At 70.7% G+C, this 20,992-nt stretch carries 18 protein-coding genes and 2 pseudogenes; 13 read left to right on the top strand and 7 right to left on the bottom strand.

What is annotated here, in order from left to right; translation table 11 throughout:
• The 3 genes from G6048_RS36225 to G6048_RS36215 all read left to right on the top strand — a co-directional run.
• Positions 1-712: HAD family hydrolase (locus tag G6048_RS36225; RefSeq protein WP_165343841.1), on the top strand; the 712-nt coding region annotated here is incomplete at its 5' end.
• A complete protein-coding gene (locus tag G6048_RS36220) occupies positions 709-3,078 on the top strand; it encodes a glycoside hydrolase family 65 protein (protein ID WP_165343840.1) in 2,370 nt (789 codons plus the stop codon). The genes G6048_RS36225 and G6048_RS36220, both read left to right, overlap by 4 nt.
• Positions 3,079-3,252: 174 nt before the next feature.
• Positions 3,253-4,155 (top strand): universal stress protein, encoded by a 903-nt coding sequence (locus G6048_RS36215; RefSeq protein ID WP_165343839.1) that lies wholly within the window; start codon positions 3,253-3,255, stop codon positions 4,153-4,155.
• 46 nt (positions 4,156-4,201) lie between these two features.
• On the opposite strand, the pseudogene G6048_RS36210 reads toward G6048_RS36215, so the two are convergent.
• From G6048_RS36210 to G6048_RS36200, 3 genes and pseudogenes are all read right to left on the bottom strand, one after another.
• Positions 4,202-4,702, bottom strand: a pseudogene (locus tag G6048_RS36210) (hemerythrin domain-containing protein); the annotation flags it as partial.
• 10 nt (positions 4,703-4,712) lie between these two features.
• Positions 4,713-5,603, bottom strand: a complete 891-nt coding sequence (locus tag G6048_RS36205) for a universal stress protein (RefSeq protein WP_165343838.1) — start codon at positions 5,601-5,603, stop codon at positions 4,713-4,715.
• Positions 5,604-5,833: 230 nt separating this feature from the next.
• Complete coding sequence (locus G6048_RS36200; RefSeq protein WP_165343837.1) at positions 5,834-7,549, bottom strand: SulP family inorganic anion transporter; 1,716 nt, start codon at positions 7,547-7,549, stop codon at positions 5,834-5,836.
• Positions 7,550-7,757: 208 nt separating this feature from the next.
• Between G6048_RS36200 and G6048_RS36195 the strand changes: the two genes are divergently transcribed.
• The 4 genes from G6048_RS36195 (at position 7,758) to G6048_RS36180 (ending at position 12,867) form a co-directional block, all read left to right on the top strand.
• A complete protein-coding gene (locus tag G6048_RS36195) occupies positions 7,758-8,663 on the top strand; it encodes a universal stress protein (protein ID WP_165343836.1) in 906 nt (301 codons plus the stop codon).
• A 179-nt stretch (positions 8,664-8,842) separates the two neighbouring features.
• The gene (locus G6048_RS36190; RefSeq protein ID WP_165343835.1) at positions 8,843-11,572 is read left to right on the top strand and encodes a bifunctional acetate--CoA ligase family protein/GNAT family N-acetyltransferase; all 2,730 of its coding nucleotides are present in this window, start codon (positions 8,843-8,845) and stop codon (positions 11,570-11,572) included.
• A 12-nt stretch (positions 11,573-11,584) separates the two neighbouring features.
• Complete coding sequence (locus G6048_RS36185) at positions 11,585-12,316, top strand: CBS domain-containing protein (protein WP_165343834.1); 732 nt, start codon at positions 11,585-11,587, stop codon at positions 12,314-12,316.
• 41 nt (positions 12,317-12,357) lie between these two features.
• Entirely contained in the window at positions 12,358-12,867 is a 510-nt protein-coding gene (locus G6048_RS36180) for a flavodoxin domain-containing protein (protein ID WP_165343833.1), read from the top strand.
• A gap of 482 nt (positions 12,868-13,349) precedes the next feature.
• On the opposite strand, the gene G6048_RS36175 is transcribed toward G6048_RS36180, so the two are convergent.
• Entirely contained in the window at positions 13,350-13,934 is a 585-nt protein-coding gene (locus G6048_RS36175; RefSeq protein WP_165343832.1) for an Rv1733c family protein, read from the bottom strand.
• A gap of 491 nt (positions 13,935-14,425) precedes the next feature.
• Positions 14,426-15,130: a CBS domain-containing protein gene (locus G6048_RS36170; RefSeq protein ID WP_165343831.1), complete on the bottom strand. Its 705-nt coding sequence runs from the start codon at positions 15,128-15,130 to the stop codon at positions 14,426-14,428.
• 254 nt (positions 15,131-15,384) lie between these two features.
• On the opposite strand from G6048_RS36170, the gene G6048_RS36165 reads away from it, so the two are divergent.
• Complete coding sequence (locus G6048_RS36165) at positions 15,385-16,470, top strand: alcohol dehydrogenase catalytic domain-containing protein (RefSeq protein WP_165343830.1); 1,086 nt, start codon at positions 15,385-15,387, stop codon at positions 16,468-16,470.
• A gap of 6 nt (positions 16,471-16,476) precedes the next feature.
• Complete coding sequence (locus G6048_RS36160) at positions 16,477-17,163, top strand: helix-turn-helix domain-containing protein (RefSeq protein WP_165343829.1); 687 nt, start codon at positions 16,477-16,479, stop codon at positions 17,161-17,163.
• A 101-nt stretch (positions 17,164-17,264) separates the two neighbouring features.
• Here G6048_RS36160 and G6048_RS36155 read toward each other — a convergent pair whose 3' ends face one another.
• Entirely contained in the window at positions 17,265-17,420 is a 156-nt protein-coding gene (locus tag G6048_RS36155; RefSeq protein WP_165343828.1) for a hypothetical protein, read from the bottom strand.
• Positions 17,421-17,440: 20 nt separating this feature from the next.
• Here G6048_RS36155 and G6048_RS36150 point away from each other — a divergent pair, with 20 nt between their 5' ends.
• From G6048_RS36150 to G6048_RS36135, 4 genes are all read left to right on the top strand, one after another.
• A complete protein-coding gene (locus tag G6048_RS36150; RefSeq protein WP_165343827.1) occupies positions 17,441-17,944 on the top strand; it encodes a helix-turn-helix transcriptional regulator in 504 nt (167 codons plus the stop codon).
• Positions 17,945-18,026: 82 nt separating this feature from the next.
• Positions 18,027-19,304, top strand: a complete 1,278-nt coding sequence (locus G6048_RS36145) for an aminotransferase class I/II-fold pyridoxal phosphate-dependent enzyme (protein ID WP_165343826.1) — start codon at positions 18,027-18,029, stop codon at positions 19,302-19,304.
• Between the two features lie 243 nt (positions 19,305-19,547).
• Positions 19,548-19,733, top strand: coding sequence for a hypothetical protein (locus tag G6048_RS36140; RefSeq protein WP_165343825.1), 186 nt, complete (start codon positions 19,548-19,550; stop codon positions 19,731-19,733).
• Between the two features lie 19 nt (positions 19,734-19,752).
• Complete coding sequence (locus tag G6048_RS36135; RefSeq protein ID WP_165343824.1) at positions 19,753-20,883, top strand: KamA family radical SAM protein; 1,131 nt, start codon at positions 19,753-19,755, stop codon at positions 20,881-20,883.
• Positions 20,884-20,902: 19 nt separating this feature from the next.
• On the opposite strand, the pseudogene G6048_RS36130 reads toward G6048_RS36135, so the two are convergent.
• Positions 20,903-20,992 (bottom strand): annotated as a pseudogene (locus tag G6048_RS36130) (IS5/IS1182 family transposase); the annotation flags it as partial.

The raw sequence follows: 20,992 nt of genomic DNA, 5'->3' as shown, positions 1-20,992 counted from the left end.
GCGGGCCGTCGTCTTCGACACCGACGGAGTGATCACCGATTCGGCCCGGGTGCACGCCGCGGCCTGGAAGGCGGCCTTCGACGCCTACCTGCGCGCCCACCCGCCCGAAGACCCCGAACGGCGCCGCCCCTTCGACGTACGGGACGACTATCTGCGCCACGTCGACGGCAAGTCCCGCCTCGACGGCGCCGCCGCGTTCCTGGCCGCACGCGGCATCGAGCTTTCGGATCAGACGGTGCGTGCCGTCGCCGCGGACAAGGAGCGCCTGTTCGTGCGGCGGCTGCGCGAGCACGACGTCGACGCCTATCCGGGGACCATACGGCTGGTGCATGCCCTGCGCCGGGCGGGGGTACCCCGTGCGGCGGCCTCCGCGTCCCGGCACGCCGGTGAGCTGCTGGAGCGGGCCGGGGTGCGCGACCTGTTCGACGTCCTCATGGACGGCGGCGAGGCGGCCCGGCTGGGCCTGGCGGGCAAACCGGAGCCGGACCTGTTCCTGGAGGCGGTCCGCCGCCTCGGCGTCCCCGCCGACCGCGCGGCCGTCGTCGAGGACGCCCTCGCGGGCGTGGAGGCGGGCCGGCGCGGCGGGTTCGCCCTCGTGATCGGCGTGGACCGCACCGCCGGTGACGACAGCGGGGCGCGGCTGCTGCGGCACGGCGCCGACATCGTCGTACGAGACCTGGGAGAACTATGCGGGGGAGGAGCGCCGAAGTGACGGGCTGGAGCTGGGAGTACGAGGGCTACGAACCTGCCGACGAGCGCCTGCGGGAGTCGCTGTGCACCCTGGGCAACGGCTACTTCGCCACCCGTGGCGCGCTGCCGGAGTGCGCCGCCGACGAGGTGCATTACCCGGGCACGTACGTGGCCGGCTGCTACAACCGGCTCACCTCCGAGGTCGCGGGCCGCCAGGTCGAGAACGAGGACATGGTCAACGTCCCCAACTGGCTCCCCCTGCGCTTCCGCCTCCCCGACGGGCCGTGGCTCACCCCCGACACCGCGGCCGTCCTCGACCACCGTCAGATTCTGCACCTGTCGGCAGGGCTGTTGGAGCGCCGGACGCGGTACGACCTCGGTGAGGGACGGGAATTGAGCGTGCGTCAGCAGAGGCTGGTGCACATGGCCGACCCCCATCTTGCCGCGTTGCGCACCGAGTTCACGGCCGAGGGTTTCACCGGGGCGCTCGAGGTCGAGGCGGCTCTCGACGGCGGCGTCACCAACTCCGGCGTGCCGCGCTACCGGGACCTGGACGGCCGCCACCTCACCCACGTGCACACCGGCACCGCCGCCCCGGACACGGTGTGGCTGCGCTGCCGTACCCGTACCTCGGACATCCGCATCGGCATGGCGGCTCGTGTCACCTCCGAGGCACCCGTCACCATTCGCCAAGAACTCCCTTGCGTCGTCCAGCAGTTGACCCTTGATCTGGCGCCGGGCCGCACCGCGACCGTCGACAAGATCGTCGCCCTGCACACCTCCCGCGACCCGGCGATCAGTGACCCGCTGTACGCCGCCGTCGACCGGGTCGGTCAGGCGCCCGGCTTCGATGACCTGCTGGAGTCGCACCTGACCGCCTGGGACCAGCTCTGGCGCCGGGCCGAGCTCGACGTGGCCGGGGAGGCGGGCCGCATCCTGCGGCTGCACCTCTTCCACGTCCTGCAGACCCTCTCGCCGCACACCGCCGATCTCGACGTCGGCGTGCCCGCGCGGGGACTGCACGGCGAGGCATACCGCGGGCACGTCTTCTGGGACGAACTGTTCGTCCTGCCCTACCTCAACCTGCACTTCCCGGAGGTCTCCCGGGCCCTGCTCCACTACCGCCACCGCCGCCTCGAACAGGCCCGCACAACCGCCCGGGCGGCGGGCCGCAGGGGCGCCATGTACCCCTGGCAGAGTGGCAGCGACGGACGTGAGGAGACCCAGCAGCTGCACCTCAACCCGCGCTCCGGACGCTGGCTGCCCGACCATTCCCGGCTTCAGCACCACGTCGGCTCGGCGATCGCCTACAACGTGTGGCAGTACTGCGAGGCCAGCGGCGACACCGAGTTCCGCGACACCAAGGGCGCCGAAATGCTGTTGCAGATCGCCCGCTTCTGGGCGGACTCGGCCGTCTACGACGAGACCCTGGGCCGGCACCGCATCAAGGGCGTGGTCGGCCCCGACGAGTACCACGAGGCCTACCCCGGAGCGCAGGAACCCGGCCTCGACGACAACGCCTACACCAACGTCACCGCCGCTTGGGTGCTCGCCCGAACCCTGGAGCTACTGGAGATCCTGCCCGAGCCCCGGCGCCGCGAACTCGTCGAGCGCACGGGCCTGGACGGGGGCGAACTCGAACTGTGGGAGGACGTCTCCCGTACCCTCCACGTGCCCTTCCACGACGACGTCATCAGCCAGTTCGAGGGCTACGGCGAGCTCGCGGAACTCGACTGGGACGGCTACCGGCAACGGTACGGCGACATCCGGCGCCTGGACCGGATCCTGGAGGCCGAGGGCGACACCGTCAACCGCTACCAGGCCTCCAAACAGGCCGACGTCCTGATGCTCGGCTATCTCTTCTCACCGGCCGAACTGCAAGGCCTGTTCCGCCGGTTGGGCGTACAGCTCGACGAGGACACCTGGCAACGCACCGTCGACTACTACCTGCACCGCACCAGCCACGGCTCCACCCTCAGCGGCCTCGTCCACGGCTGGGTACTGGCCCGGGCCCGTCGGGCAGAGGCCTGGAAGTTCTGCCAGGAAGCCCTCCAGGGCGACATCGCCGACCTGCAGGGCGGCACCACCGGCGAAGGCATCCACCTGGGGGCCATGGCCGGCACCCTCGACTTCGTCCAGCGCGGACTGACCGGCCTGGAGACCCGAGGCGGGGCTTTGTGGCTCGACCCGGTGCCGCTTCCGGAGCTGTCCTCGTACGGGTTCGCCATGCGCTACCAGGGGCACTGGGGCGTGCGGCTGCGACTGGAGCGAGAGCTGCTGCAGATCGAGGTGCCGTCGTCCGACGCCTCACCGATCGACGTACGGCTGCCGGACCGCACGGTATGCCTGCAGCCGGGGGAGACGGGGCGACTGGTGCTCCCAGAGTGACGGTCACGCTCGGGCGCCCGGATTGCGGACAGATCATTTCGAGCGTGGTGCGGTCAACTCCGGCCCAGCATGGGCCGGATAGTCCCGAACCAAGGCCTGGCGGCCCATACCCGCTGGTCGTGCACGGTGTGAGGCTGGCTGTGCCAAACAGTCCAAGCGTTGGAGGTACGCGTTATGTCTGCGCCCGTGATCGCCGGGGTGGACGGATCCGCCGAGAGCCTCGCTGCCGCCGAGTGGGCGGCCCGTGAGGCCGAGCGCCGTGACCGGTCGCTGAGGCTGGTGTACGTCAGGAACTGGAGCCCTCGTTCCGCCGAGGGGGAGTGCGCGGGTGCGGTTCAGCGCTATCTGGCGCGGCGGGTGCTGCGCCTGGCGGAGGAGCGCGTCCGTGGGATGTGCCCGGGCGTGCGCGTGCACGACGAGCAGATGGAGGGGCCGGCGACGCAGGCGCTGCTGCGTGCGGCGGAGCGAGCCGACGTGCTGGTCCTGGGCTCGCGCGGGCTGAGCGGACTCACCGGTTTCCTGGTGGGGTCGGTGGCGCTCGGGGTGGTGGCGCGGGCCACGCGGCCGGTCGTGCTCGTGCGAGCCGGGGAGGAGGCGGCGGACGAACACCTGCCGGCGGAGGACGGCAGCGCCTCGACCCGGACCGGGTACCGGGACGTGGTGCTGGGCATCGACCTCGATGAGGCGTGTGACGAGGTGATCGAGTTCGCCTTCGAGGCGGCTCGGCTGCGCAGGGCGCGGTTGCGGGTGGTGCACGCCTGGCAGGCGCTGTCGCCGCTCGGCCTCGGCCCGGGGGAGATCGGGCTGATGAATGATCCGCAGCGTGCCGAGGAGTGGCAGGGCTTTCTGTCCGCCGTGCTGCAGGTGTGGCGGGACAAGTATCCCGAGATCGAGGTCGCGGAGACCGTCGCGGAGGGCAGGGCCCAGTCCGTGCTCGTCCGGGCCGCCACGGGAGCGAGTCTTCTCGTGGTGGGACACCGGATCGCCGAGCGGCTGCTGGGCCCGCGTACCGGCCCCGTCACCCACGCCGCCATCCATCACGCCGGCTGCCCCGTGGCCGTCGTGCCCCACGAGTGAGTCGTATCCCCACCCGACCGGAAGTGCCCGCGAGGCGTAGGCCGGTTCACGGTGTGAAAGAGAAGTAGTTCTCCTCCGCCTGCGTGAAGTGCAGACGCAGGACGGTGTGCAGCCCGTAGAGACAGGCACGCAGGTCGTCGAGCTGCTCCGGCACCGGTCCGCCGTCGGCGTCAGCTTCGGTGAGCGTGAGGTGGACATCGATGCGCCGGGCGAGCCGTTCGATCTCGGCGTGGGCGCGGCTCATGGTGGCGGTGGCCTCGGGACCGCTGAGCGTGGGGTCGAGGGCGGGGTAGAGCTGGTGCTCCTCGGCGTACTCGTGTGGCAGGAGCTGTTCGGTGACCAAGCGATGCGCTTCGCGCACTGCCGCGAGGGACTCCGGTCCGGGGTTGTCCGAGAGGCGGTCGGCGGCGCGCACGGCCTCGAGGACGTCCTGCAGGTCGTCGTGTTCGGCCGCGAAGCGATGGATGAGGGCTTCCGTGGCGGGCTTCAGCACCGGCTGCGCCGCACGGTCGTCGCGCAGCGCGCGCAGGGCGTTGAGGACGACCGCTCGGGCCGGCTCAGTCGCGTGGGACGACGGCGACGGGGCACGGCACGTGATGCAGGGCCGCGTGCGCGACCGGCCCGAGCTTCCACGTCCTGCGGGACGGATGGCGCCGACGTCCTACGACGGTGAGTCGGCTGTGTGTCGAAGCGGCCAGCAGCACCTGTGCCGCGGAACCCATGGCGACGTGCTCCACGACGGGGACGTCGGGGAACTTCTCGCGCCACGGGATCAGGACCGCGGCCAGCCGCGTGCGCTCCTCGGCCTCGCGGTCGCGGTCGGCCTGCTGGGCGGCAAAGGCCTGCGGATGAGTCACGAGTGCGGAAACGGGCAGGGCCCGTACCGCGCACACACGGGTTCCGCTCAACTCGGCGGCGGTGAAGGCGAATTCCAGCAGCGGCTCGGCATCCGGTCCGAGCTCCTGCACACCGACCACGACCTCGTCCCGGTCCGCCGCCGCGGGGTGCTCCCAGCCGGCCTCGACGGCGGGAGCGCCGGCCCGGACAGCGACGGCCGGGCACTGGGCCAGGCCCAGGACGTGCAGGCTGATGGAGCCGAGCAGGAAGCTCGCCACGGAGCCGTGTCCGCGGGAGCCGAGGACGAGCATGGCCGCGTTCTCGCCGTGCTCCAGGAGGGCCTCTGCGGCCGGGGCCGAGACGAGTTCCGTGGTCAGGGCCAGATCGCCGTGACGGTGGAGCAACTCGGCCGCGGTCCGCTGCAGTACCTCTTGCCCGTACCGCTTCTTGTTGCGGGCCTCTTGGGCGATCGGCACGTCGAGTGGCTGGGTGGTCCAGGAGTGGAGCAACACGACGGGAAGACGCCGGTCCACGGCTTCGCGGGCGGCCCACCACGCGGCCGTCATGCTCGCGGAGGAACCGTCGAGTCCGACGACGACAGGTCCGGTCATGGCGCACCTCCGGTAGCCGACGCGACAGCCGAGGCTCCGCCGCCGCGCGTACGCCCCCATCCCAGTGTCGGGGTCGGCGACCGCCACGGCGAGGGCCGGATGGTGCGCTCCTGAGGTCCGTACGGCCCTGTGCGGGCCGCCCGGCGGCCCGGGCGTGAGGACCCGAAAAACGAGGCATGAAGGGCTGAACCCTGCGCACCGGCTGGGGCCCGCTATACGCGTAGCCAGGTCTATCGGCCGCGGCACCACTCCCGGTACGCGGTCACCGCGGTCGGCAGCGTGGGAAAGATCAGGTCCCTTCCCATCGCTTCCGCGAGCCCGTACGCCTCCAGTTCGGCCAGCAGGTCCTGTTTCACGCGGGCGAGGGCGAAGACGATCCCGCGGCGGGTCAGTTCGCGGTGCAGAGCCTCCACCGCGTCCAGGGCGGTGATGTCCACCTCCACGTTCGCCTCGGTGTTGAGGACGAACCAGCGCACTGGGCCGGTCTGTTCGTCGACGGCGGCCAGAGCGCGGTGGCGGAAGTCCTCCGCGTTGGCGAAGAAGAGCGGGGAGTCGTATCGGTAGACCAGCAGGCCGGGGATCGTACGGGCCTGCGGGTAGTCGTCCACGTCGTGCATGCCCGCCACACCGGGGACGATGCCCTCGATCGCGTCGTGCGGACGGGCCACCCGGCTCAGCAGCTCCGCCACGGACAGTCCGACGGCGACCAGCACGCCGTACAGGATGTCGAGGACCAGAACCCCGGCCAGGCAGCCGAGTGCCAGGAGCAGTTCGCGCCGCCGGAAGGAGGCCAGCCGGGTGAAGCCCGTCAGGTCGATCATGCGGACGGCCGCGTACACGACGAGTGCGCCGAGCACGGCGGACGGCGTGCGGGTCAGCAGCGGGCTCAGGAACAGCAGGACGGCGAGTACGGCCAGGCCCGCCACCAGGGAGTACGCCTGGCTGCGGGCCCCCGCGGAGGAGGCGAGCGCGGTGCGGCTGGCGCTGCTGCTCACCGGGAAGCCGTGCAGAAAGCCGGCCCCCAGATTGCTCGCGCCCAGCGCCAGGAACTCCTGATCGGCGTCGAGCGGGGTGCCCTTGTCCGCGTCAGGTCCGGTGAAGGCGCGGGCGGTGAGGATGACGTCGGTGTACGCGACGAGGAGGACGCCCAGAGCGGGCAGGACCAGGTGCGGCAGCTCGGTCAGATCCGGCAACGCCACGGCGGGCAGCCCCGCCGGGACGTCGCCGATCACCTTGATGCCGTACCGGTCGTCGAGGTCGAAGGCGGCCACGGCCGCGGTGCCCAGCACCACCGCCAGCAGGGGACCGGGCACCATGCGGAGAAACCGCGCCACCGTGAACAGGAACGCGAGCGTGACGGCGGTGAACAGCACCGTGGCCCCATGCGCCTGCCCGAGATGCCGTACGAAGGACCACAGCTGCGGGAAGAAGGCCGACCCCGTCGTGTCCACGCCGGTCAGCTTCGGAAGCTGGTCCCCGATCATGATCAGCGCCACGCCCGCCAGGTAGCCGATCAGGACCGGACGGGACAGCAGATCGGCGACGAACCCCAGGCGCAGCGCCCAGGCAGCCAGGCACAGCAGGCCGACGGTCACGGCGAGGGTGGCGGCCAGCGTGGCGTAGCGGTCCGGGTCCGCGCCGACGAACGGGGCCACCACGGTCGCTGTCATCAGCGCCGTCGTGGACTCGGGGCCGACCGAGAGCAGCCGGGACGAGCCGAGGCACGCGTACAGGACGAGGGCGGGCAGGATCGCCCACAGCCCGGCGACCGGCGGCAGACCGGCCACGCCCGCGTACGCCATCACCTGCGGAACGAGATACGCGGCCACCGTGACGCCGGCCAGCAGATCGCCGCGCAACCAGGAGCGGCGGTAGCCGATCAGCGCGGCGATCCCAGGCGTCAGACGGCGCCACCCCAAGGCGTGCCCGCCCGAGCCGTGGTCCATAGGGCTCCTTCCGCTGAGTGCCTCAATGATCCGCCGCAGCGCCCGCACTCGGGAGGGCCGCGTCGGCGGGTCCAGCCTCGTCGGCCCAACAAGGCCTGAGGAAGGGGCCGTGGGGCCGGTCGGCCCGGGCCAGGGACCTGCGGCCCCTGCACCACGCTGCCCCTTGGTACGACGCTGGAATCAGAACCCCAGATCAGGAGGCAGAACCATGGTCCGCACCGTTGTCGCAGGCATCGACGGCTCGCCCGAGAGCCGTGCCGCCGCAGAGTGGGCAGCACGCGAGGCGAAGCTGCGCGGCCTGCCGCTGAAGGTTGTCCACGTCTGGGAGCCCGTCTCGGATCCCGTGGCCCAGGCTCCGCTCCTCGGTGCCGAGACCCAGCAGCACTGGACCGAACGTGTTCCCCGCGAGGCCGCCGAGGGGCTCAGGCTGCGCCACCCCGGCCTCGAGGTGAGCGCAGAGCAGCTGACCGGCAGGCCGGCCGAAGCCCTGACCAAGGCAGCCGAGGACGCCGAGCTGCTCGCCCTCGGCTCCCGCGGGCTGAGCGGGATCGGCGGGTTCATGGTCGGCTCCGTCGGCCTCTCCGTCGTCGCGCACGCCGAACGGCCCGTCGTCCTGGTCCGGGCCGGCGAGCAGGCCGCCGACGAGCACGAGGCCGACCCCGTGGGGATCCCGTCGGCGGCCACGCCGTACCGGCCGGTCGTCCTGGGTCTGGACCCCGTCGGCCCCGACGACTCGGTGATCGAGTTCGCGTTCGACGCGGCCGGCCGACGCTCTGCCGTCCTGCGGGTCATCAACGGCTGGAGTCTGCCGCCGTACTACGCCTACGGTCTCTCCGCCGACGTGGGGCTGCACGACGAGATCGCCCGGCAGCAGGCCGCCGCCCTGGCCGAGGTCCTGCGTCCGTGGCGCCGGAAGTACCCGGACGTCCAGGTCGTCGAGGAGTCCCGCTCGGGCAGTGCCGCCAACTTCCTGGTGGACGTCTCCAGCGGGGCCTCCCTGGTCGTCGTGGGCCGCCGGATCCGCCGCAACCCGTTCGGCACGCACATCGGACCCGTCACGCACGCCGTCCTGCACCACGCCACCGCACCCGTCGCGGTCGTCGCCCACGACTGACGCATCCCAGCCTTCGAAGACGACGAACTGCCCGAGGTCGCGGACTGGGTCTGGAACGCCGGAAACCCGGCCTCACCTTGAGGGCCGATCGGCCCACGTTCCGCCCCCGGACAGCCCATGCGTCGGCGCCCCGTTCCGCTGGACGCTTTGAGTGTCAAGAGACCTGGAGGAGACCCGCGATGACGGACGACGCACACAGCAGGCCTGCGGTTCATGCCCTGCTCGCGGACGGCACCACCGTGTGCATCCGCCCGGTGGAGCGGGCCGACCACGAGCAGCTGCAGGGGTTCTACGAGGAGATGTCCCCGGAGAATCTGCGGCTGCGGTTCTTCGCCGCGAGCCGACGCTCCGCCGGGCTGGCCGCCGACCGGGCCTGCGCCCCGGAGCATCCCGGCTACCGGGCCCTGCTGGCCGAGACGGCGGGCCGGGTCATCGGCCTCGCCGAGTACGACACCGGCGGCACCGGGGACTCGGCCGACATCTCCATCGCGGTCGCCGACGGACTGCACCACCGGGGTGTCGGCACCCTCCTCGTCGAGCACCTGGTCTCGGTCGCCCGCGCGGAGGGCATCACCACGTTCACGGCCGACGCGCTGAGCGAGAACAACGAGGTGCTGCGTCTCTTCGCGGACCTCGGCCTGCGCACGGCCCGCCGCTTCGAGGGCCCGGAGGTGCGCTGCACCATCGAGCTCGACCAGAGTGACACCTACCTCACGGCCGTGGAGGAACGCGGCCGCGCCGCCGACGTCGTCAGCCTGAAGCCGCTGCTGCGGCCGGAGGTGGTCGCTGTCGTCGGCGCCGGTCGCAAGCCGGGCTCGGTGGGCCGGGCGGTTCTGCACCAGCTGCACGCGGGCGGCTACACCGGGCGGCTGTTCGCGGTGAACCCCGCCGCGCACTCGATCCTCGGCGTGCCGTCCCACCCGTCGGTCAGCGCCCTGCCCAAGACCCCCGACCTCGCGGTGCTCGCCGTACCCGCGGCCGCGGTCCCGGAGACCGCGGAGGAGTGCGGCAAGGCGGGCGTGCGGGCCCTGCTCGTCATCACCGCCGGCCTGGACGCGGACCAGGCGCAGGCCCTGCTGGCGGCCTGCCGCTCGTACGGCATGCGGCTCGTCGGCCCCAACTGCCTCGGCATTTCCCACACCGACCCGGAGCTGCGTCTCGACGCCACTTTCGCCGCCAGCCGTCCGCGCCCCGGCACCGCGGGCGTCGCCGTGCAGTCCGGGGGTGTCGGCATCGCCCTGCTGGACGGGCTGTCCCGGCTCGGCATCGGCGTCTCCTCGTTCGTGTCGCTGGGCGACAAGTACGACGTCAGCGGCAACGACATGCTCCAGTGGTGGGAGAGCGACGGCCGCACCGAGCTGGCCCTGCTGCACCTGGAGTCGTTCGGCAGCCCGCGTGCCTTCTCCCGCACCGCCCGGCGCGTCACCCGCCGGATGCCGGTGCTGACCGTCGACGCCGGGCGCACCGACGCGGGCCGCCGCGCCGCCGCCTCGCACACCGCGGCCGCCGCCACCCGCACCATGACCCGCGGCGCCCTGTTCACTCAGGCGGGCATCACCGCCACCCGCTCGGTGGGCGAACTGCTGGAAGCCGCCGCCCTGTTGCACTCCCAGCCGCTGCCGGCCGGGTCCCGCGTCGCGATCGTCACCAACGCGGGCGGAGCCGGCGTCCTCGCGGCCGACGCCTGCGCCGAGGCCGGGCTGTCGCTCCCGGCGCCGACACCGGAACTGATCGACGACCTGCTCGCCGTACTGCCCGACGGCGCGGCCGTCGGCAACCCGGTCGACGCCACCGCCGCCGTCACGGAGGAACAGCTCACGGACTGTGTGGACCGGATCATGCGGCACGGCGGCATCGACGCCGTCCTGGTGGCCCTCGTCCCCACGGCGGTTGCCCAGGCGACCGGCGACGACCTCGTCAGGGCCTTCACCTTCCCCCAGTCTCGAACGAACTCGACCGGGGGAACCCCCATCCCCGGACGGCGTGCCAAGCCGATCGCCGCGGTACGACTCGAACAGGCCCTGCCCGTCGAGCTGTTGTCCGCCGCCGAAGGCGGCACCGTTCCCTCGTACGCCGAACCCCAGGCCGCGGCACGGGCGTTGGCCCACGCGGCTCAGCGTGCGGCCTGGCTCGCCCGGCCCGCCGGGACCGTCCCCGACCTCGACGGCGTCGAGACCGAGCGGGCCCACGCGGTCGTCGAGGCCTACCTCGACGCACACCCGGACGGCGGCTGGCTCGACCCGCGCGTGTGCGCCGAGCTCCTCGACTGCTACGGCATTCCGCAGCTGCCGTGGGCCTGGGCCGAGACCGAGGACGACGCCGTCCTAGCCGCCGACCGGCTGCGCGGCGCTGACGGCCGGGTCGTCATGAAGGCCCACTGGCCCGGACTCCTGCACAAGAGCACACAGCACGCTGTCCACCTCGACCTGCGCGGTGACTCCCAAGTCCGCGCCGCCTACCGGGATTTGGAGACCCGATTCGCCGGCCTGCTGGCCGGCGTGGTCGTGCAGCCCCTCGCCGACCGCGGCACCGAGCTGTTCGCCGGCGTCGTCCAGGACCAGGTCTTCGGCCCGCTCGTCCTCTTCGGACTCGGCGGCACCGCCACCGAAGTCCTGCGCGACCACGCTGCCCGCCTCGCCCCGCTCACCGACCACGACGTGCACGACCTGATCACGGCCCCGCGCTGCGCCCCGCTCCTGTTCGGCGCGCACGGCGCCCGGCCCGTCGACCTGGAGGGCCTCGAACAGCTGCTGCTGCGCCTGTCCCGCATGGCGAGCGACCTCGCGCAGCTCGCCGAGGCCGACTTCAACCCCGTTCTCGCGACACCGGGCGGAGTCACCGTGCTCGATGCACGCGTACGCCTGCTGCCCCGCAGGCCCCACGACCCGTATCTGCGCCGACTCCGCTGAGGAGGAACAGCCATGAAGCACAACCAGATCGGCTCCGTGATGACCACCGAGGTCGTCCGCGCCACATACGGCACCCCGTTCAAGGAGGTGGCACGGCTGCTCGGCGAGCACCGCATCAGCGGACTGCCCGTGGTCGATGACGACGAGAAGGTCATCGGCGTCATCTCCGAGACGGACCTGCTGGTCCGGCAGGCCGAGACCCCCGACCCGTACGCGCCGAGGAAGCGCTTCCGGTTCGCCCGGCTGACGCAGGAGGGCAGGAAGCGGGCCGTCAAGGCCAGGGCCCGCACGGCAGGACAGTTGATGAGCGAGCCGCCCGTCACGGTCCACGCCGGCGACAGCATCGTCGAGGCCGCCCGCACCATGGCACAGCACCACATCGAACGGCTGCCCGTCCTCGACGAGGAGCACCGGCTCGTCGGCATCGTCACCCGCCGCGACCTGCTACAGGTGTTCCTGCGGCCCGACGCGGAGATCCGCAGCGAGGTCGTCGACGAGGTGCTGGTACGGGCACTGTGGCTGGCGCCGCGCAGCATCGACGTCTCTGTGGTGGAGGGTGTGGTCACGCTCGACGGCCAAATGGAACGCAAGAGTGAGACGGAGATCGCCGTCTCCATGATCCGACAGATCGACGGTGTCGTCGCCGTCGTCGACAAGCTCACCCATCGGTTGGACGACGCCCGTCTCCAGCCCGGCGAGCAGGCACTGCACGGTGTCACCGACGACTGGCTGCGCAAACTGTGAAGTGATGTGAAGTGATGTGAAGTGAGAGGAGGCGGACCGTCATGACCGGCAACGTGCTGGTCGCCTACGGGACGACGAACGGATCGACCGCGCAGATCGCCGAGGCCGTGGCCGCGGTGCTGCGCAAGGAGGGTTTCACCAGCGAGGCGCTGCCGGCCGGCTCGGTCGCGCGCGTGACGTCGTACGACGCCGTCGTGGTCGGCGGCGGACTGTACGCGGGGCGCTGGCACAAGGACGCGCGTCGCTTTGTGCGCCGACACCACCGCGAGCTGGCCGAACGCCCCGTGTGGCTGTTCAGCAGCGGCCCGCTCGACGCGACAGCCTCGGAGCGGGACATCCCGCCGGTGCCCGGCGTGAAGAAGGCCATGGTCCAGCTCGACGCCAGGGGGCACGTCACCTTCGGCGGCTGCCTGGAAGAGGGCGCGAAGGGGTGGGTCGCCCGGATGATCCTGAAGAACGGAAAGGGCGGCGACTTCCGGAACTTCCCCGAGATCGAGGCATGGGCGACGCGTGTCGCCGAAGAGCTGGTGGAGGCACTGGGGAAGAGCTGAACGCCGAGCTGGCCCGGCCCGGGGCAGCCGTCGACCGACGTGCCGAGGGCACGACCTCCCATGTATGGGGGAGGCGCATCACCAACTTGCCGGATGTCCGCGGACACGGCTGGCTCGGTGCAGGCGCCGCAGCTACTTCGTCGAGGCCCGGCTGCTGCTCGGGACCAGGACGCCTGCCGTACTGGCGGCCGTCGGCGCGGGTGTCCTGACCGCCCACGCCGTCGAACAGAACCTCGATGGCCTGCGGGCCGAGTGGACTGGCTGGCTGCTGTTGCCGCTCCCGCCGCGGTCGTTGGCCTGTTCCTCACGATCGCGGTCACGCACACGTGTATGGCCCGCCGTCGTGTCGCGACGGGGCATACACGGTCTCTGCGACAGAGAGTTCCGGCTCCCCGAGAGAGGGCGGAGGTACGAGCCAATCGCCTCCGGGGTCGTACCCACCAGGGCCGGTCAGCCCTCTGCCATGGCCAGCCGGTTCTGGCTCAGGTGGTCTTGCGAATCCACTGCGGTCCGACCTGGTCCCACTCCCGGCCCCACTGGTCGATGCGCCGCCGGTCCAGGCGCCCTCGTGCGACGCGACCGACCGCGTACGTCACGCCGCCGACCCCGAGTGCGGCTGCGGTGGCCGCGTAGCCCGCGAACACGGTGGCCTGGGCGGCAGTGGCCGGCTCCGTGGTGAGCTGCCCCTGGTTGTCCGTCCAGACGCGGACCTTCGAACCGGTCTTGTGCCCGGTGTCCACCTTGGCCTTGCCGATGTGCGTGGAGCCGTCCGCGGCGGTCCAGCGGACCTTGGCGCGGACCTGTTGGCGGCTGGGGCCCGCCTCCGTCACGAAGACTGCCGGGGTGTTCTCAAGGAGCACGGCCGGGACGGAGTGCCGCCCGGCGCGCTGCTGTGCGAAGGACTCGGCGACGGCGTGCCCCGCGACCAGGCCGGCGAGCGTGCCGCCCAGCGCGATGGCCGTCCACACGGCCAGCACGATCCATGCCTCGACGGCGTCGTCGCGTCGTCGCAGGGGACTGCTCCGCCACCGCCACAGCCTCTGCTTCGTACGCGTGTCCCTGCGCATCGGTCCGCACCTCCTCATGGGCCCTGCCAGGTCATCGGCCACTATGAGAAAGGTGGCATTCGAGGACGGCACGACACATGGGCCTTCCAGGCAGCGTGCATGGGGCCGTTTGGGGGCCCAACTGATTTTCCGTGATGGGCCGTTCAGCCCTACCGAGCACGGTCCAACCCATGACGATCCGCGGTGGGGGAACGGGGGAGACACGGCATCACCGTTCAAAAAGCCATGACTGGGATGGGCGGAAGGGGCGATTGGCCCCCTTGAGGTGCCGTTTGGGCGCGGCTGTCGACCGTTGGGCCGGACGCGGATGACGAGGCTGTTGTTCCGCTCGCTTGGGCGCGCCGCGTGTGTGGAGCAGGCCCCGGTGCCACCCATGGCTTGGCCGGGCAAGCTCCTGCGCGTTGTGCCCTCCTGCTGGGAGTGCAGCATTTGGCGATGTCCTTGGATGCGGCCCGGCGCCCGTCGGGCCCCGTGCCGCATCCCGCACGCCTTCAGGGCGAGAGCAGCGCGCGACGCGGGGAGACGGCGTCCGCGGCCGGGCTGCCGGTGTCGTCGACCTTGAAGTCCAGGTGCTCGGAGACGTCGACGACCCCGTCCACACTCCGGCACAGCCGCAGGGCGACCGGAATGACGCTCCGGCGTTCCACGGTGCCGCGCAGGGTGACCCGTCCTTCGACGACATGCACCGTCACCGCGGTGGGCGGGATGCCCAGCGTGCGCATCAGCACGTCCCCGGTGATCTCCTCGCGGACGGCACGATCGCCGCGCAGGAACACCCGCAGCAGATCGGCGCGGCTGACCACGCCGATCAGCCGACCGGACTCGTCCACCACCGGCAGTCGCTTGACCTGGCTTCGTTCCATCGCCTGGGCGGCCTCGACCACCGTCCACTCGGGGCGTGCGACGACGGCCGGGCTGGTCATGAGCCCTTCCGCCGTGGTCGCGTCCGCCTTGGTGCGCTCGGCGGACTCCGGGTGCAGCGAAGGCAGGAGCCCGGCCGGATCGAGCCGGCTCGCCTCCTTGCGCAACAGGTCCGCCTCGGAGACCACTCCGAGGGGCCGGTCGGTGTCGTCCACGACCGGAACGGCCGTGATGCCGTGCTCCGCGAGCAGTTTGGCGATCTCAGTGAAGGTCGCGTCCTGCCGCACGTCCACGACGTCCGTCGTCATCAGCTCGCTCACGATGCGGTGCCGCATGGCTGCTGCCTCCTTCGGCGTTGCCCCTCTCCACTTTCCGGCAGCTCGGGCGGATCTCGTAGGGGCCCGTGGGCCACGCCTGAGGCCGCCCGGCCCTGCTCGGCCCGGCCACGTGGGCCGAACGGCCCATGCGGGCGGCTTCTGTCCCGGTCAGGATGGAGTTGAGGAACCGTTCCGGCCGCGAGGAGGTCACCCTGCGGCACCCCCGCCCTGATGGGAAGCCGCGGCTGGAAGAACAGGGAAGAGGGAACGTCATGAAGGCACTCGTCTTTCGTGGCCCCGGACAGTCGGTATGGGAGGACGTCCCGGACCCCGGGATCGAGGAGGCGACCGACGCGATCATCCGTGTCGACGCCGTCACCATCTGCGGCACGGACCTGCACATCCTCAAGGGAGACGTGCCGGAGGTACGCCCCGGCACGGTCCTCGGCCATGAGGCCGTCGGCGAGGTCGTCGAGGCCGGCGGCGACGTGCGCACGGTCCGCCCCGGTGACCGGGTGCTCGTCTCGTGCATCACGGCGTGCGGCCGCTGCCGCTTCTGCAAGGAGAGCGCGTACGGGCAGTGCCGGGGCGGCGGAGGCTGGATCCTCGGCCATCTGATCAACGGCACGCAGGCCGAGTACGTCCGTGTGCCCCACGCGGACCTGTCCGTGCATCCGCTGCCGGGCGCGTTGGACGGCAAGGACGCCGTGCTGCTGGCCGACATCTTCCCGACGGCGTACGAGGTGGGCGTGCTCAACGGGGGCGTACGGCCCGGAGACACGGTCGTCGTGGTTGGAGCGGGGCCTGTCGGGCTCGCTGCGATCGCCACGGCACAGCTCTACACACCGCAGAGGATTGTCGCCGTGGACCCTGCCCCGGCCCGGTTGGAGGCGGCCAAACAACTCGGCGCGGACGCCGTGGCCGCCGCCGCGGGCGAAGAAGCCGAAGAGCTGGTCGCCGACCTCACCGAGGGACTCGGTGCCGATGTGGTGATCGAGGCGGTAGGGGTGCCGGAGAGCTTCGAGATGTGCACACGCATGGTGCGCCCCGGCGGGCATGTGGCCAACGTCGGCGTGCACGGCAAACCCGCCACTCTGCACCTCGAGAACCTGTGGATCAAGAACGTGACGATCACCACCGGGCTGGTCGACACATCCTCCACCCCCACCCTGCTGCGCATGATGGCCGCCGGCCGCCTGCCCGCATCGTCCCTGGTCACGCACACCTTTCCGCTGAACCAGATGGAGGAGGCCTACGACGTCTTCGCCCGGGCCACCGTCACCGGAGCGCTCAAGGTCGTCCTCGGCGGGCAGCCCCACGACACCGTGGCCGTCAAGGCGACCAGCCAAGGGAAGTGAACGACCATGTCCGACCGGACACCCTCAACCGGCGCGACCACACGGCCGCCGTCCCCGCACAGCGACATCGGCAGGCGCATCGAGCACCGACGCGATGAACTGGGCCTCACCCTGCAAGAAACGGCCGAACGAGCGGGCACCGCACCCGGATACATCCAGTACCTGGAGCAACAGCCCACCGCCGCGCCGGGCATCGGCCTCCTCATCAGGCTCGCCGACGCCCTGGAGACCACGGTCGCGGCCCTGCGCGGAGGCGACGCCGATCTGCCGCCCGGAATCGGCCGGGCGGCCCTCCACTCTCAGTGGAACGAGCTGACCACTGAGGAATGCCGGGCACGGCTGTCGACGCATGGCGTGGGACGCCTCGCGGTGTCCACGCCCGAGGGCCCGGCCATCGTCCCCGTCAACTACAGCGTGATCGACGGCGCGGTCGTCTTCCGCACCGCGCCCCACACGACGCCCGCGGCGGCCGCGGGAACCCAGGTCGCCTTCGAGGTCGACCGCATCGACGACGCGCTCAGCCAGGGCTGGAGCGTGCTGGTCCGTGGACCCGCCCGGGAAGTGACGGACCCCGATGCCATACGCCAGCTGGAGGAGCTCGCGTACAGCGCTCCATGGGCGGGCGGCGAGCGCAACCTATGGGTGCGCATCGACCCTGTGGGCATCACCGGGCGTGAGATCACGGTGCGATGAGTCCACGGCCGGCGGACCGCCGGCTGACAGCGGACTCCACCGGGACGAGGACGGACGCAGCCGCGATGGCCGGCCGCGGGGAGCGGGGTCGGCCGCAGGGGTCAGGCCGGCAGAGCGAGGTCGCGGCGGCGGAGCGACACCGTGCCCACCACGGCGAGGACCACGCAGACCGCGACCAGAGCCGTGAGGGGAGTCGCGGTGACGTCGGCCGCCGGTGCCGCCGTCCCCCGGAGGGTCAACAGCCACACCACGAACAAGCGTGCTCGGTAGCATCCGCATGCGCACGCTCTACCAGTACGCGGCGCAGTTCCATCAGCCCACCGTGGACCACGCCTCGCTGCTCGTCGAGCACGGCGCCGAAGTCCGGCTCGTCACGGAGGTGTTCATGCGGCTCATCGTCTTCGACGGAGAGGTCGCCCTGATCGAGCTGGCCGACAATCCGAAGGGTGGGCTGGTCGTCCGCGATCCGCACGTCCTCCATTTCCTGGTGCGCGCCTTCGAGGGTGCCTGGGCCAAGGCGCTGCCGTTCCCTCTCGCCTACGAACGGGATCAGGTGCTGCGCAGCTCGGAGGAGATCAAGACGGCGATCGTGAAGCTGCTCTCCCTGGGCTACGACGACAAGGTTGTTGCAAAGCGTCTCGGCATCTCGTTGCGCACCTTCCAACGCCACCTCGCCGACATCATGCGCCGCATCGGAGCCCGTAACCGACTCCACGCGGGTTACCTTCTGCGCGATCTCGAGATCTTCCACGAGAAGGCCGTCGAGCAGCAAAAACGGTGAGCCGGCTGGTTGTTGCTTGTTAGCGTCGGGCCGGGCGGCGGCACCACGGCGCCGCCCGTCACCGCGCTGACCGAAGGACACCATGACGACCATTGCTCACCATGACGCCGACGCCCCCGCCTTACGCCTGGACGAGGCGCGTCGTGACTACGCCGGCCTCAAGGACCGCGGTCTCTCACTGGATCTGACGAGGGGCAAGCCCTCACCCGAGCAGCTCGATCTGGCCGCTGATCTGCTCACGTTGCCCGGCGGGCGCTACACGGCACTGGACGGCAACGACTGCCGCAACTACGGCGCCCCGAGTGACGGGCTGCGGGAGCTGCGTGACATCTTCGCCTCCGTCCTCCACGTGCCCGTCGACCAGCTGCTGGCGGTCGGCAACTCGAGCCTCGAGCTCATGCACGACTGCCTCGTGCACGCCCTCCTCGGCACTGTGCCCGGGGCCGAAGGCCGCTGGGCCGACCAGCGGGTGGCGTTTCTCTGTCCGGTGCCCGGCTACGACCGGCACTTCGCCCTGTGTGAACGCTTCGGCATCGACATGATCCCCGTCCCGATGGCCGACGGCGGACCGGACATGAGTGTCGTCGAGAACATCGTGCGCTCCGACGCGAGGATCAAGGGCATCTGGTGCGTGCCCAAGTACAGCAACCCCGACGGAACCTGCTACAGCGACGAGACTGTGCGCCGGCTGTCTGCCATGGAGACGGCCGCTGCAGACTTCAGGATCTTCTGGGACAACGCGTACGCCGTGCACCACCTCGACGGCGAGACGGACATCGGCGACATCCTCACCGCATGCGCGGACGCCGGCCACCCGGACCGGGTGTTCGTGTTCGGCTCCACCTCGAAGATCACCCTCGCTGGGGCAGGGGTCGCGTTCTTCGGCTCCTCGCCCGCGAACGTGGCCTGGTGGCGTGCCAACTCGGGGAAGAGGACGATCGGCCCGGACAAGCTCAACCAGCTCCGTCACGCGCTCTTCCTCAAGGACACCGACGGGTTGCGGGCTCATATGCGCCGCCACCGCCGGATCCTGGTGCCGAAGTTCGAGACCGTGGACCGCATCTTCGGCGAGCAGCTCGGTGACACCGGCCTCGCCACGTGGACACGGCCGAAGGGCGGCTACTTCGTCGCGCTCCGGGTCCTCGACGGCTGTGCCCGTGACGTGGTCCGCCTGGCCGCCGAGGCCGGCATTGCCGTCACCCCGGCCGGGGCCACGCACCCCCACGGCAACGATCCCGACGACCGTGTGATCCGTATCGGACCCACCTACCCGACACTCGAGGAACTGGAGCAGATCGCGTACGGCATCACTGTGTGTGTGCGGCTCGCCGGGTACGAGAGGCTGACCGCCCAGCACTGATCACCGATCGGCATCGACGACAAGCACAACAAGGCCGGGGCCGCCCCGGCCTTGTTGCATTTACGTAAACAGCGGCAACTCAATCCGTCTCCATTGCCCGCTTTGCTACATGGCGGGGTTACGCCAGGCGCACCTGCGAAGATCGACGGCCGCGACAAGCGCCTTTCCGTGGGGCAGGATCGTGACGCCACAGAGGGATCAGTCGGCAAACAGCCCATTCATTGATGAGGAGTGGAGTCAGCCGTGCGCAAGATCGCGTCACGAATCGCCGTCCTTGCCTGCTCGACGATGGCCGTCACAGGCGTCGCCGACATCGCCCCCGAGCTGACGAGTCTGCAGGTCACGCCAACCATCAAGGCTTCGGAGCGTGACCTCGGCTGGGGAGTGAAGGCATTCCGGACGGAATCCCTCCCACGGCTCGGTCGGTAACGGAGAAGAGGAGCTCGGTATGACTGTCGAGAAATTCACGCCGTACGACAGCAAAACAATTCATCGCGCCCCGCAATGGGGGCGAATACCCGAGGAGTTACGCGAGGCCGTCACGGTCGTCGCGCAGGTGCTCCCTTTCCGCACCAACCAGTACGTGCTGGACGATCTCATCGATTGGGACAACCTCCCGGACGATCCCATCTTCCGGCTGAACTTCCCCCACCGGACGATGCTGGATCCCACCGACTACACGAGTCTGAGGGATGTCGTGGCCGACGGTGACAAGGGGCAGATCGCCCTTCACGTGGGCAAGCTTCGCGAGCAGATGAACCCTCACCCGGCCGGCCAGCAGACCCACAACGTGCCCGAGCTGGACGGCGAGGAAGTGCTGGGTATCCAGCACAAGTACACCGAGACGGTGTTGTTCTTCCCCAAGGCCGGCCAGACCTGCCACGCCTACTGCACGTTCTGCTTCCGGTGGCCGCAGTTCATCGGCGACGACGAACTCTCCTTCGCCGCCAAGGACGCCCAGGGCTTGACCGCCTATCTCGCCCGCCACCGGGAGGTCACCGATGTCCTGATCACGGGCGGCGACCCGCTGATCATGCGGACGAACACGCTCGCCCGCTACATCGAGCCGCTCCTGGAGCCGGAGTTCGAACACATCCGCAACATCCGGATCGGAACCAAGTCGGTCGCCTACTGGCCCCAGAGATTCGTCACCGACCGGGACGCCGACGAACTCATCCGCCTCTTCGAACGGGTCGTCGCCGCCGGCAAACACCTGGCGATCATGTGCCACTACTACCATCCCGTCGAACTGCGCCCCGACATCGCACAGACGGCTCTGAGGCGGATCATCGCCACCGGTGCGAACGCACGCCTCCAGTCGCCGGTGCTGAAGCACATCAACGACAACGCGGCGGCCTGGCAGGAGCTGTGGACCACCGGGGTGCGGCTGGGCGCCATCCCGTACTACATGTTCGTCGAACGCGACACCGGGGCCCGCTCGTATTTCGAGGTTCCCCTGGTGAAGGCGTACGAGATCTTCCGTGACGCCTACACCTCGGTCTCCGGTCTCGCCCGCACCGTGCGCGGGCCCTCCATGAGCGCGTTCCCGGGCAAGGTACTTAGAGGGCGTTTGAGGTAGGCAGATTGCCCTTGATGCCCTAGTAAGTTCCTCGCCAGGTGGGGGTGGTCTCGTCCGTTATGCGCCTGGCGAGGTTGTCGACCGAGGCGATGTGGATCATGGCTTCGGA

Source organism: Streptomyces ureilyticus (assembly GCF_011045025.1).
Taxonomy (GTDB): domain Bacteria; phylum Actinomycetota; class Actinomycetes; order Streptomycetales; family Streptomycetaceae; genus Streptomyces; species Streptomyces ureilyticus.
The sequence above is the reverse complement of the archived record's forward strand: the minus strand, read 5'-3'. Positions and strand labels throughout refer to the sequence as shown.

Excerpts from the sequence above, each read along its gene's own strand:
- G6048_RS36200 (WP_165343837.1), bottom strand. The coding sequence starts at position 7,549 with ATGGACCACGGCTCGGGCGGGCACGCCTTGGGGTGGCGCCGTCTGACG.
- G6048_RS36135 (WP_165343824.1), top strand. The coding sequence starts at position 19,753 with ATGACTGTCGAGAAATTCACGCCGTACGACAGCAAAACAATTCATCGC.
- G6048_RS36180 (WP_165343833.1), top strand. The coding sequence starts at position 12,358 with ATGACCGGCAACGTGCTGGTCGCCTACGGGACGACGAACGGATCGACC.
- G6048_RS36215 (WP_165343839.1), top strand. The coding sequence starts at position 3,253 with ATGTCTGCGCCCGTGATCGCCGGGGTGGACGGATCCGCCGAGAGCCTC.
- G6048_RS36150 (WP_165343827.1), top strand. The coding sequence starts at position 17,441 with ATGCGCACGCTCTACCAGTACGCGGCGCAGTTCCATCAGCCCACCGTG.
- G6048_RS36195 (WP_165343836.1), top strand. The coding sequence starts at position 7,758 with ATGGTCCGCACCGTTGTCGCAGGCATCGACGGCTCGCCCGAGAGCCGT.
- G6048_RS36165 (WP_165343830.1), top strand. The coding sequence starts at position 15,385 with ATGAAGGCACTCGTCTTTCGTGGCCCCGGACAGTCGGTATGGGAGGAC.
- G6048_RS36145 (WP_165343826.1), top strand. The coding sequence starts at position 18,027 with ATGACGACCATTGCTCACCATGACGCCGACGCCCCCGCCTTACGCCTG.
- G6048_RS36160 (WP_165343829.1), top strand. The coding sequence starts at position 16,477 with ATGTCCGACCGGACACCCTCAACCGGCGCGACCACACGGCCGCCGTCC.
- G6048_RS36170 (WP_165343831.1), bottom strand. The coding sequence starts at position 15,130 with ATGCGGCACCGCATCGTGAGCGAGCTGATGACGACGGACGTCGTGGAC.
- G6048_RS36175 (WP_165343832.1), bottom strand. The coding sequence starts at position 13,934 with ATGCGCAGGGACACGCGTACGAAGCAGAGGCTGTGGCGGTGGCGGAGC.
- G6048_RS36185 (WP_165343834.1), top strand. The coding sequence starts at position 11,585 with ATGAAGCACAACCAGATCGGCTCCGTGATGACCACCGAGGTCGTCCGC.
- G6048_RS36205 (WP_165343838.1), bottom strand. The coding sequence starts at position 5,603 with ATGACCGGACCTGTCGTCGTCGGACTCGACGGTTCCTCCGCGAGCATG.
- G6048_RS36190 (WP_165343835.1), top strand. The coding sequence starts at position 8,843 with ATGACGGACGACGCACACAGCAGGCCTGCGGTTCATGCCCTGCTCGCG.